At 59.8% G+C, this 12,476-nt stretch carries 10 protein-coding genes and 1 tRNA gene; 7 read left to right on the plus strand and 4 right to left on the minus strand.

Translation table 11 applies throughout. The features are described from left to right. The first annotated feature begins 522 nt into the window (after positions 1–522). From HRF49_03845 to lpxA, 5 genes are all read left to right on the plus strand, one after another. The gene (locus HRF49_03845; GenBank protein MEP0813784.1) at positions 523–1,209 is read left to right on the plus strand and encodes a hypothetical protein; all 687 of its coding nucleotides are present in this window, start codon (positions 523–525) and stop codon (positions 1,207–1,209) included. An 83-nt stretch (positions 1,210–1,292) separates the two neighbouring features. Further along, positions 1,293–3,239, plus strand: a complete 1,947-nt coding sequence (locus HRF49_03850; GenBank protein MEP0813785.1) for a BamA/TamA family outer membrane protein — start codon at positions 1,293–1,295, stop codon at positions 3,237–3,239. An 8-nt stretch (positions 3,240–3,247) separates the two neighbouring features. Continuing rightward, entirely contained in the window at positions 3,248–4,591 is a 1,344-nt protein-coding gene (locus tag HRF49_03855; protein ID MEP0813786.1) for a hypothetical protein, read from the plus strand. Continuing rightward, positions 4,588–5,703 (plus strand): UDP-3-O-(3-hydroxymyristoyl)glucosamine N-acyltransferase, encoded by a 1,116-nt coding sequence (gene lpxD / locus HRF49_03860; protein ID MEP0813787.1) that lies wholly within the window; start codon positions 4,588–4,590, stop codon positions 5,701–5,703. The genes HRF49_03855 and lpxD overlap by 4 nt, the downstream gene beginning before the upstream one ends. Positions 5,704–5,736: 33 nt before the next feature. Then, a complete protein-coding gene (lpxA, locus tag HRF49_03865; protein ID MEP0813788.1) occupies positions 5,737–6,627 on the plus strand; it encodes an acyl-ACP--UDP-N-acetylglucosamine O-acyltransferase in 891 nt (296 codons plus the stop codon). Between the two features lie 105 nt (positions 6,628–6,732). Here the strand turns inward: lpxA and rimI are convergent, their stop codons facing one another. Together rimI and HRF49_03875 are read right to left on the minus strand one after the other, a co-directional pair. Next, positions 6,733–7,230 (minus strand): ribosomal protein S18-alanine N-acetyltransferase, encoded by a 498-nt coding sequence (rimI, locus tag HRF49_03870; protein ID MEP0813789.1) that lies wholly within the window; start codon positions 7,228–7,230, stop codon positions 6,733–6,735. Positions 7,231–7,347: 117 nt separating this feature from the next. Continuing rightward, positions 7,348–8,097 carry a hypothetical protein gene (locus HRF49_03875; protein ID MEP0813790.1) on the minus strand — a complete coding sequence of 250 codons (750 nt, stop codon included), beginning with the start codon at positions 8,095–8,097 and terminating at the stop codon, positions 7,348–7,350. A 717-nt stretch (positions 8,098–8,814) separates the two neighbouring features. On the opposite strand from HRF49_03875, the gene HRF49_03880 reads away from it, so the two are divergent. Beyond that, a tRNA-Gly gene (locus HRF49_03880) sits at positions 8,815–8,886 on the plus strand. A gap of 25 nt (positions 8,887–8,911) precedes the next feature. After that, positions 8,912–10,921 carry a hypothetical protein gene (locus HRF49_03885; protein ID MEP0813791.1) on the plus strand — a complete coding sequence of 670 codons (2,010 nt, stop codon included), beginning with the start codon at positions 8,912–8,914 and terminating at the stop codon, positions 10,919–10,921. Between the two features lie 120 nt (positions 10,922–11,041). On the opposite strand, the gene HRF49_03890 is transcribed toward HRF49_03885, so the two are convergent. Further along, on the minus strand, positions 11,042–11,644 hold the full coding sequence (locus HRF49_03890) for a hypothetical protein (protein MEP0813792.1): 603 nt from the start codon (positions 11,642–11,644) through the stop codon (positions 11,042–11,044). Between the two features lie 12 nt (positions 11,645–11,656). Continuing rightward, positions 11,657–12,476: hypothetical protein (locus HRF49_03895; protein MEP0813793.1), on the minus strand; the 820-nt coding region annotated here is incomplete at its 5' end.

Raw genomic sequence — 12,476 nt, forward strand, 5'->3', positions numbered from 1 at the left:
CGCGCTCCTTGACTCCGCGCGATCCGCTGTATCAAGGCGCGCACCTTTTATCCGCGCGAATCCGCGCAAATCCGCGGCCTCAAGGCCGCGCTTCCCGGTTTTAACTCTCAACGCTCAACTCCCTCGATTTCCGGCGCGTCGCGCGCGAACGCGCAGGTTGCGCGCAGGTTGCGCGCAGGTTGCGCGCAGGTTCCGCGGGGCCGGAACGCGCCCTTCGCCGCTCCCCGCGTCGCGCCCGCGGTTGCGGGGGATTCCGCGCCCCGGCGATTTTTCCCCCGCGCCGCGTCCGCGCGCTTACTTTTTCGCGCGAATCCACGATCTTTAACCGGAGACTGGCTTTTGCCCGGCTCCATGTTCCTTTAATCGGGTTCCCGGCCGGCGGGAGGTTGTGGGGAAAAATCGAGATACCTCCCACCTTCCTTTGCCTGGCTGTCTCCCGCCGGCACCGGGGATTCGCAAGCGCTTCGTGGGAGGGGCGCATGCGGACAGCCCCGCGTTCCGCGGGGAAAGGCTGGTTGCATCATGAGCGTGATGAAGAACGATCCGTTGATCGAAAAACTGAAGCTGTGGCTGGAGATGGCCGAGGAAGACAGCGCCGCGGGCGACCGCGACGCGCTTTCGGGCAAGCTCCTGCTTTTGCGCGCTGAAATTGAGAACGCGCTGGGTCTCGGCCGGGTGAAAAGCGTATCGCCGGCGCAGATCGCGGTCGTGCCGGCCAAGCTCGCGTTCAAGTACGCGTTCGCGACGCTGCTGTTGCTCGTCGCGTTCGGCCTGGCGATCCAGTGGAAAATTCTTTCGGGCGGGCCGCAGTTCACTGCCGCGCCCGCGCCCATCGCATTCGAAACCGGCGCGGCGATTCCCGCGCCCGCGGATTCGGGGTCGGAGGAATCCGCGGCCGCGCTGACCGCGCCGATTGAAATAGCCCGCGCCGAGGTTCCTCCGCCGGGCGGGGAAGCCGCAGGCGCTTTCGAGCCCTCTGAGGGGAGGAGGGGCGGCATTACCAGGGGACGCGGAATCGAGAGGCGCAATCCGGAAAGGGGAAGCACACCGGCGGCGGCGGCTTCCACTCCGGAGGCGCCCTCTCCCGCATCCTCCGCGCCGCCCGCGGAAAGCGCGCCCGCGGTGCCGGCTTCCGAAGCCGCGCCCGCCGAGCGCCCGAAGCTGGATCCGCTGGCTCTCGTGTCCGCGCTGGACAGCCACTTCGATTGAATGACCATGCATTCGTTTGTTGTTAAACTCCCCCGGTTTTAAGCCAGGCAAGGAAGGTAAATCGTTTGGGGACAAAAAGCTTATTGGCGGCATTTGCGGTTGCCATCGGGACGCTGATGCTTTCGGCGCCCGCGGGCCGCGCGCAGAGCCAGGGCATCGTGATCAAGTACATAGAGGTCGAGGGCGAAAAAAACATCCCCGCGACCACGATAATCGACCTGCTGACGATCAAGGCGGGCGACTTCATCGGCACCAACGCGCTCACCGTGCTCGAGCGCAACGCGGACATACTCGAAAAGACCGGCTGGTTCCGCAGCCGGCCGATCCTGTCGTACGAGGGATACGAGGACGGCGCGGTTTTGGTGATCGAGGTCGAGGAATGGCCGCTCTTCCGCGAAATCCGGTTCACTGGAAACACGCTTTTCACCGCGGCGGAACTGCAGGCGGTGATCGACGGAATTTCGAGCCGCCCGTTGAAAAAATCCGAAGCGAAAAAGGAAAAGCCAAGCGGCGCGGAAATTGCTCCGGATGAATCCGCGGAGGAAACGGGCGAGCCCGGCGATGAGGAAGCCGCACCTGCGGAAACCGCGGAGAGCGCCGTGGAACTGCCGGAAGCGCCGGCCGCGCCCGCGGACGACGAGCGCTGGGGCGGAAATCCGCCGCTGGTGCCCGGCCAGGTCATCAGCATGCGCACTCTCGAATGGGTGCTGGTCAGCGTAATCCTCGACCATTACCAGGACAAGGGCTACATCGCCGCATGGGTGCGCGATTTCAACGTGGGACTGGAAGGCGAGGAAGAGGGCATCGTCACAGTGGACTTGGGCGAAGGATACGTGGACGAAATCCTTGTTTCCGGATTCAAGAGGACCAAGGAGCGAATCATCCGCCGGGAGATAAGGGCCGTCAAGGTCGGCGAGCCGCTGACCAGGGACGCGGTCACCGAAGACTTCCGCCGGCTCACCAACACGGGGCTGTTCGAGCAGGTGCGCCCCGACTGGGAGCCGTCCATCAAGCCGGGCTATATCAAAATGAAGTTCGAAGTCACCGAGGCGAACACGGGGCAGTTCGGATTCGGCGCGGGATACAGCACGGTCTCCGGACTGCAGGGCACGATCAGTTACAAGGAAAACAACCTCTTCGGCGAGGCGAAGAACGTTTCTTCGACCGTGATTTTTTCGCAGGACGACCCCGGCTTCCAGGTGGAGTACCAGGATCCCAACGTTCAAAGCCGCGACATCAGCTTCTCCGCGCGCGTCTTCAGCCTGCACACACGCCAGCAGCGCAACCCCGGCTCCGTCAAGGAAAGCGAGCTGAAGCTTGACACATGGGGGGGGAGCGTCGGTATAGGCAAACGGTTCACCGAAAAGCTGTCGGGAAGCCTGTCGTTCAGCGTCACGGAAAACGCGTTCGACGTGATCAAGGGCGATCCGTTTTCCGGCTATTCCGACGTCCGCCGTTCGCGGCTGATGCAGGAAGGCCAGACGCGCAGCGTAACCGTTGCGGGATACTACGATACGCGCGACAACAAGTTCTCCACCAAGGACGGCGACTATCTTGCGCTTTCCGCGGAGATCGCGGGATTCGGCGGCGATTTCGACTTCCGCAAGTACATCCAGGAGTACCGCCGGTTCTTCCCGATCGGCGACGACAAGCGCCACACGATCGGCGTGCGCGAGCGCATCGGATTCGCCGACGGCCAGCTCCCTCTTTACGAGGAATTCCGCATGGGCGGCGCGTACAGCATCCGCGGCCTCGAAGAGGACGCTATCACCGGCTCAAAGAGCGTTTTGTTCAACACCGAGCTTCGCTACGCCATAGACAAGGACGAGCAGTTCGTGCTCGCGCTGTTCAGCGATATGGGCTGGGCGGGCGAAAGCTTCGACGACATGGACGGCGAGCGCAGCGCGGGCGTGGGGATTCACTTCCAACTTCCCCAGCTCGGCTTCGGCGCGATCCGTCTCGACTACGGCTGGCAGATCGGCGGCGAGAACGCCGAGCTGCTTCACTTCGGAATAGGAGAGATGTTCTAGGAGCGGCGATGTGGCGAATCTGCGCGTTCATTTTCATTGCGGCGGTCCTTTGCGGGACGCGCGACGCGCGCGCGCAGGAAGAACCGAAGAACGCGGAGGGCGATATGCGCAGGATTGAGTCCGTCTCGCTTTCCGTTTCCTTCTCGGAGGGCGACATCCGCCCCGAAATCGCGGACGACCTGCGCGACGCGATCCGCGAAGTGACCGAGCTGGCGCTAATTGTGCAGCTTGAGGGCGACCTTGCCGTCGTCGAAAGCGACATCGCGGCGATTACCGAAACGCTGACCCGCGTAATAAACATAACTCTCGACAAGCGCGGCTTCCGCGTTGAAAGCCTTGTGATAACTCCCGGAGAAGCGACGGCCGTGGACATCGTTCTCGCCGTAAGCGGGGAGCAAGTGGTCGACGTACTGGTCGAAATAAAAACCCCCTCCGGGGGGGAGCTGCCGGAAATGATGCTCGAAGAATCGGAAGCGGCGCTGGTATCCGCGCTGAGGCGGCGGTTCCAGGGGATGCCGATCGCGGACCGCTCTTGGGTCACTTCGCTTTTCGACAACGCGATACGCGGCGAGTTCGAGCGAATCCCCGACCTTTTGCATTTCAGGCAGCGCAGCGAGATCGTACTGGCGCCGGAGGCGCGCGTCACCGTTTACATCGAGCCCGCGGCCGGGGTTCCCGTCTTGAGGCGGCACGTCCTACGCACGCGGAGCAGCACGCTCTTGAATATTTCAATGGACGCGCTGCGCGAGATCGCGCTTGTCGCTGCGGCGGAGCTTGACGGAATGCCGGTCGAGCTTGTAGAAAAATACAGACACGAGGCCGAACGGCTAATCGCCGAAAAGGTCGCGGCGTCGCGGACGCTCGCGATTTACGCCGCGGACGTGGAAGTTTCGCTTGAAATCCGAAGCAACGAGCTTTGGGTGTCCATGATCGTCGAGTCCCCCCGCTACCGCACGAGCGTCGAAGGCCGCGTTGATTTCAACCGCGACGAGAACAATCCGCGCATCGAGGGCAGACTGGGCATCAAGGGGCCGTCATACACGGAGGCGTACGTCAACCTGCGGTTCTTCCCCGGCGGAGTGAACGCGGAGCCGGAGGCGGGGCTCGGATTCAATCCGCTGCCCGGCATGTTCCTCGGCGCGGGATGGGATTTCGACCGCGAGGTCGTCAAAATCCGCGGCGGGCTGTGGCTGGGCACCAACCTGCAATTTTCAGTCGAAAACTATCCAGGCGGCGAATACGACGCGGACAGCGAGTACCGCGCGACCTACCGGATGACCGACGATTTTTCGATCAGCGCGATCGCCGACGGCGAGGGCAAGGTCTGGATGGGGCTGGGGGTGACGCTGTGAGAACCTGGAAGCTCGGAAGGCTCGCGCACTTCCTCGGCGGAGAGGCATCCGGCAATCCGGAAAAGGAGCTCACGGGCACGTGCTCGCTCGAATTCCCCCATCCGGAAAAACTCGCGTTTCTGGAGGACGCGAAGCAGATCGAGCTTTTAAATCAAATTATGCTGGGCGCGGCGATCATGCCTCCCGAGGTCGCGCACTATTTCCCCGACGCGATCCTGCATTCCAATCCTCGCCTCGCGTTCGCCTGGGCGCAGGTAGCGTTCCTCGCGCCCGACAGCGTCGCGCTTCCGCCCAAGGCCGATTTGACCGACTCTTCCCCGTGGCCGTTCACGGGGGGGGAGTGGCGCAGCCCGATAGGAATTCATCCGCAGGCCAGCGTATCCGGCGGCGCGCAGGTGCACCAAAGCGCGGAGGTCGGCGCGTTTTCGCGCGTCGAGGAAGGAGCGAAGATCGGAGCGGGCACGATCCTGTATCCGTTCGTATGGGTCGGAAAGAACGCTTCGTTGGGCGAGAACTGCCGCATATTCCCATTCGTTTCGATTTATCCGGAGTCCGTGATCGGCAACCGCGTTTTCATTCATTCCGGAACCGCCGTCGGAAGCGACGGATTCGGCTTCGTTTCGCACCGCGGCGGGCACACCAAGTTTCCGCAGACGGGGCGGGTCGTGATCGAGGACGACGTCGAGATCGGAGCGAACTGCGCGATAGACCGCGCCGCGATAGACGACACCGTCGTCGAGGAAGGCGCGAAGCTGGACAACCTCATCCAGATCGCGCACGGGGTGAGGATCGGTCGCCGCACGCTGGTCGCCGCGCAGGCGGGCATCAGCGGCGGAACCAGAATAGGCCGCTGGTGCGTGATCGGAGGTCAGGCGGGGATAACAGGCCACGCGAACATCGGAGACCAGGCCGTCATCGGCGCGCAGGCGGGCGTCATAGGCGACCTGGACAACGAGGCCAAGGTGTCGGGCTACCCGGCGCGGCCCCACCAGCAGGCGATGCGAAGCCTCGCGGCGCTGGCAAGGCTGCCCGAGCACCTGACCGAGCTCGAAGCGCTGAAGCGCAAGGTCAGAGCCCTCGAGGACGAGATTAAGTCCATACGGGGGGGATAATTTATCCGCGTTTTGCGGAGAAGGTGATTTGAAATGCTGATTCATAGAACTGCAATTGTGCATCCGGAAGCGGAGATCGCCCCGGGCGTCGAGGTCGGCGCCTACTCCGTCATCGGCCGCGGCTGCTCCATCGGAGCCGAGACGAAGATAGACAGCCACGTGGTGATCCAGGAGAACACGACGATAGGCAATGGGTGCCGCATATACAGCCACGCGGTCATCGGCACCGATCCGCAGGATCTCAAGTACAAGGGCCAGCCCACGTTCTGCGAGATCGGAGACGGCACGCTTATACGGGAATTCGTGACGATAAACCGCGGCTCGACCGAAGGCAGCGTGACGCGCGTCGGCTCGAACGCGATGCTTATGACAAGCGTACACATCGCGCACGACTGCCAGATCGGCGACCGCGTGATAATGGCGAATCTCGCGACGCTGGGCGGCCATTGCCAGATCGGCGAGGGCTCGGTCATAGGCGGAAAGGCGGTGGCGCACCAGTTCGTGAGAGTCGGCAAGTACGCGATGGTCGGCGGAACGAGCGGCCTCATGCAGGACGTGCCGCCTTTCATGATGGCGTTCGGCCAGGCGCCCGCCAAGATCGTCAACATCAACGCGGTGGGAATAATGCGCAACGGATATTCGAAGGAAGACAGGGCGAACCTGCGCCGGTGCTTCCATTTGCTGTACCGCAACGGAAATTCGCTTGCGGAGGCGCTCGAAAAAATCGAAGAGGAATTCAAATCCGGCGCGCCTTTGGAGCTGGTGCAGTTCTTCCGCGAAAGCAAGCGCGGGACGTGCAGGCCGGTCGGCCGCAATACATGGGTGGATTCGCGTCTTAACAACGACGCGCAGCCGCAGGAATTCCGCGAGGCGGAGGAAGACGAGTTTTTCGACGAGCTTACCGCAAGCCTTCCCGCGACTTAATTTCGGACCGCGCATCGCGAGTGCTCTTATAAACAGGTTTTCTTCGCGTCTTCGGAGTTTGACAAATCACGCGGCGCGCGCTAGAAGCCGTCTTTGCGGCGCAAGTCATTGAACCGGCGGCGAGCTTGCGGCCGGATGCGCGCCAAGCAGCCTGTTCAAATCGTCGGTGTACATGAGGTGCGCGTCCTCGCCCGTGTCCTTGTAATACCCCTTGCGCCTGCCGACGATGCGGAATCCCAGCCCTTCGTAAAGCGAAATCGCCGCCGCGTTCGTCTCCCGCACTTCGAGGATCACGTACTTCATCCCCTCGGTCAGCCCCTGCGCGGCGGTGTGCGACAAAAGCGCGCGCGCGACGCCGCGACGCCTGAACTCGCGCGCGGTCGCGATCGTTCCCACGTGGCATTCGTCGATTATGAACCAGCTTCCGATGTAGCCGGCCAGCGCGCCCGCGGCGTCCCGCGCGGTGTAGAACCGCGCATGCTGGTTGCTTCTCACGTCGTATTCGTACGCGGAGCGCTCCCACGGCGTCGGGAAGCTGTAACGCTCTATCACCATAACCTCGTCCAGGTCGGACATCCGCATCGGCGCGATCGTGAATTCCACGGCGGGGATTTTAGCACCGGGACGCTTGACATCGCCCCTGTGCGCGGAAGAATTTCACCGTCTGCGGGAATAGCTCAATGGTAGAGCATCAGCATCGGCCTTTCCCTTACAAGTAGCTTACTTTTTCGGCCATTCAAACGTGTCAATACTATAGTCCACGACACCCGAAGTGCCGTATATTCTGGAGTAAACAAAAATCCTATCGCGCGGAGCGTTAATATCAAAGGCCAGTTTTACGCCCTCCGGCGGCGAAGAGCCTTGTTCCGCAATCATTTTCGAATAATCGTCTTGTGCAATTTCAAGTGCAGCAGGGTCGGCATTAATCACCGTAATGAATGCATTACCGGGGCTGAATTCGGCATGATTCCATTCAAGCGGCTTGCCGGTGACCGGGCTGATGATGCTTTCGTACAGGTCGATGAAATCCGTTTCTTTCCCGTCAAGTTCATCCAAATGCTCAAAAAGCTCCTCGGTGGACTGCGGCATTCTGCCCTTCGAATAATAGAAATGTGCAATCCATCCAGCCAAGTTGCAAACGGGCTTTCGCACCTTCATCGGCTTGAATGACTTACCGTTGTCAAGCAATTCGTAACCGTTGACAAGCATCCGCTCTTCCACCGATAGTTCTGCAAAATGGTTCGTTTGAAGCGAGGCCGAGCAAGGATAGATTTTGTCGTACGGACCGGAAATTCCGGGAGGCCTATTCAATGGGATTTCCTGCTTGTCTTTAAAGTTCCAACCTGACGGTATCCTGACAGCATGCCCGGAAATGGTCGTAACCGAAGGCGACGCATCCTGTTTGTTGCAAGCAACAAAATTGGCAGTAACAGCAATCGTCAAAACCAAAACCACAATCCTGGCAATCATCTCTAATGCTCCTAGTAAAAGGCTTTTGGGATACCAAAAAGCCGAATGCGGGAAAACGTAACTACGGACAGGGAATTATGCACGGGAAGTAGGATGTGTAAAACGTATGATCGGAGATTTCAGGACAAATCGGATCTCCGATAGAGTAACAATTGTCTTCGGTCAGATAACATGTTTCCCTTCTCCATTGCGATACCCAATGCTGAGTGTCGGCGTAGTATGGATTGTACTTTTTCGGCTGTACAATCCAGCTTGTTACAACGTATAGGCACGCTTGGTCTTCTCCGACGTTTGGACAAAGAAAGCAGTGCAACTCGATCGTGCCGGCCTGAACCAATTCGGGTTGATAACAATCGCACGGATCCTGTGCTTGCGCTGTCATTACAAAGCCAACCGCGCCCAAAAGCACAAAGAACATAGCAACAAATTTGCTTGTTCGCCACATATAAAGCGTACCTCTGGGGCAAAGCTCGCGTACATGATACCTATCCCTCTCTCTCTTGTCAATACCTGTCAATACCCTTGGCAGCAGATTCCATATTTTGGGGGAATGCCCGAAATTGCAGCATTCCACCGAGGATTGCAGACTTCCTGGAAAGACAGGAAATAAAGCCTGGCGCGAAAAGCGTTGGCGGACAGTCCTCGCAACATGGTGCAAGCCCGAATCCGCCCGATAAGCTTGACATCGCCCCTGTGCGCGGTAGAATTTCACCGCCTGCGGGAATAGCTCAATGGTAGAGCATCAGCTTCCCAAGCTGAGGGTTGCGGGTTCGATCCCCGTTTCCCGCTTTTTTTTCGTCCGGGGACGGCAGCCTTGAACTTTTTCCTAAAACTCGCAGCATTTTTCGCATTATCGCTCGCCGCGGCCGCGTTTATTGGCGCGACGGCAGCCGTCTCCGCGGACCTCGGCCCGGAATTCCTGTCCGCGGACGAAATCCGCCCCGGGATGCGCGGGTACGCACTGGCGCAGTTCTATGCCGACAAAATCGAGCGCTTCGACATCGAAATTATCTCCGTAGCCAGCAAGCGCCACGCGGGGCGCGGCTATTACCGCAGGATCGTCGCGCTCGCGGGCGGCGGACCGCTGGAAATAAGCAGGGGGATTTCGACCGGATTCTCCGGTGCGCCGGTGTATTTAGACGGCAGGCTGGCCGGCGCGATCGAAAGCACGTCCGCGTGGACGGCGAAGAACTACGTCACGATAATCACCGCGGACGAACTTTTGTCGCTATTCGATGCGCCGTCGTTCGCCCCGCCGCATGCGCCGGACATTTCCGGCGCGGAAATCGAAACCGGCGAGCTTTCGCCGGCGATTTCGGACGGCGGGCGCGAGTACCGCGAAATCGAGATCGCGGACTCGGCCGCGGCGTACGCGCGCGCGCCGAAACCGCGCGCTATGCGGTTCGTCCGCGCGTCGGGCGGACCGGTCATGTCCGATCCCGCGACGGGCGAAGCCTGGCTGCTGGAAAGCCGCGAACGCGGAGCGGCGGCGGATTATTCCGCGCCGCTTCTCACGCCGCTGTACGGCCCGGGGGGGGATGGCTTCCCGTCGCTTCAGACAACCCCGCCGTTCTCGGAAAAGTACTATCCCATAGGCGCGCCCGTGGCGTATTCACAGTTCGTGCCGGGCGCGATGATTTCGATTCCGCTCGTTCGAGGCGACCTGGACATCTACCTGAACGGCACGCTGACCTACGTGGGCGAATCGGGCAGGTTCATCGCGTTCGGGCATTCAATCGCGGGCGGGCGCGGCTCGACGCGGCTGCCGGTCGCGCGCGCGCATGTGTACACGACGCACACCCAGCTTGACGAAAACTGGAGCCTGATAAAAACCGGGCCGCTCGCCGGAACGCTTCTGGAGGACCGCGCAATGGGCGGCGCTGGGACGCTCGCCCCGTACGAAGAATGGTGCCCCGTGCGCGTCGGGGTGCGCGTCCACGACGCGGGGACGTACGACGAATCGCATGTGGAAATCGCGAAGGACGCGCGCGCGTTCCGCGACAGCCTGCCGGCCGCGGTCGGCTGGATGCTCGAGCGCTGCGCCGACCAGTCCGGCGAGGGAACGGCCGCGTTCACGATCGCCGTCGGGCTGCCCGGGCGGCGAGAGCCGATGATCCTGTCCGACGCGATGTATTCCGCGGGCGACTGGGCGTGGCTCGCGGCCGCGGTTGCCTCCTCGCTGGCGTGGCGGCTCACCGCGAACGAGCTTGGCGAATTCGTGCCGGAATGGATGGACATCGAATGCGATCTTTACTCCGGCGAGAATACGGCGCGCATCGACCGGCCGGTATTCGGACTGGTCTCCGGCGATTCGTTCGCGCCGTTCGAGGGCCAGCCGGGAGTCGAGGAAGGCATCACGCGCAAGGTGTGGCCGGGAGAAATCATCGGCGCGTCGTTCGAGCTGGTATTCCCCGACGGGACGCGGCTGGAGCGGTTCGCGTCAGTCCCGGTGCCGCTCGTTTTTCCCGGCGGGCCGTGCAGGATACAGCTTCGGGGCAGCGGCGCGCGCATGCCTGAGGGTCGCTCCGCGCCGCAGGTGCTGATGGACGCGTACGCGCGGGAGGCGGGCGACCTGGTGCGGTACTACCGGCCGCCGGGCGCGCCGACGCGCGACGCGCTTTACGCGGAGCTGTCGGAGTACGAGGGAGGGGGGGCTGTCGTGATCGAGCTTGTCTGCGCGGACGAGAAAAACCGCGGCGCGGACGGATTCATGCCGCGTGCGCGCAAGGTTATCGCGATAGACTCCGCGCCGCGGGACGCGCCCGAATTCGGATGGCTCGACGTCCGCGGAATGTGGGGAATGGGGCTTGAGTGCGCGGAGTAGCCGGAATTGGCCTTGCGGCAGTTCAAATAATACTACGGCAGCGGGAACCAGACGAGCGCTTGCTGCGAGGGCAGCGTGCAGTACACCCGGCTCATCGAGTCCACGATCTCGATGTCGCTTTTAGGATTCGCTTGCGTATACTTGTTTGCCAATTCTAATGTTTCGGGCAGTTTCGCTTGTTGCAGAAAGCACAGAAGATTCAACTGCATCCCATCGCTGGTTGGCTAGTTGCTCGAATTGTAGTAATAATCCCAAATATGCCTCCTTATCGATATCGTGGGGATACAAGTCTGCCCAAGATTTTCGCATTACTAATTCGTTTACTTTAATATAAACAAGAATATTATCCACCATTCTATCAGGCCCTCCGATGGAGCGAGCAGGAATAATTCCGCCCTCAATAACATACTTAATTGTGGCCGACAATTCATCATCGTTTAGATTTCTATTTCGAATAACATACAAATATCCCTCGTCCGTTGCAACAAGCTCTCGAAAATGCAAAGCTCCTTCGAACACCGAATAAACATGGCAGTGATAGCGCCCGAACTCTCTGAATTCATGCTTTAATTCAATGGCTAGATCACTGCTTCGAAGAGAATGTGGCTCAGAAGAAAGGCGCTTACTTAACTCGCCTGACACCTGAAACGTTGTTTCGTCTACGCTCGGCGAAGCGCACTGAAGATACGCCAAAAACAAAAGTAGAACCGAAATTTTAGTCATTTTTCTTTCCTCCTAACGAAACCTTGGGGAAATCGGTTGCCTACACTTGCCGCAATAATCGTACGAGAGCCACACAGGGCAAAGCGTCGGGCAATCATTTCCACTTAGCACATCATGACGAGGAAGTCCTGGACGCAAAACATCGTTTTCGACAGATTCCTCCTCAGGGCAAGCAGGTCGGTGCGCTAGATCGGGGCGCATAATATGCATCAGCTCGTGCGAAAGTGTTTTGAGGTGGGAGTAGGGGTATGTGTTCCATTCCTCCGGATATTGCTCGTACTGCTGGTTTGCTCGATCAACCCTATATTTGATGTAAGGGCTAGCCATAAAGACCATTGGAATAGCATCATAAAATCCTTGAGGGGGATCGTCCGCCCAAAGGCCCAATGATGTTCCATCCCATGCTCCGATTACGTCGATTCCCCAAATGTATGCCTTGACTGTTGTTGTGTCATAATCTTCGCCATCGGCGTCCATTTTGGCTTTTGAGTAACCCCAAAGCCCAAGTTCGGGATCTGGCGGAATACCAAAATCATAATTGAGAAAGTGCTTGTGACTCTTACCAAGCCTCTCAGTGATATTGGCTGCAAAATAAATGTCATCCAAAAATCCGACTATGCTGAAATGTTCGCCAGCCTCATTAAACTCAATAATAATTCTGCAGTCTCCACGATTAATGCAATGGTAGTATTGGTCAAAGGGAGGATCTGTGAGTGGATCATGGTCATCCCCCGGCGCTTCCATTGCGTAATGAACGATGTCCAGCTTGCGCCAGGTGGTGACAACCGAGCTTTCCGCGCCCAGGACTTCCGGAGGGCATTCGTCGCCCGAC

Source organism: bacterium (assembly GCA_039961635.1).
Classification (GTDB): Bacteria; 4484-113; 4484-113; order JAGGVC01; family JAGGVC01; genus JABRWB01.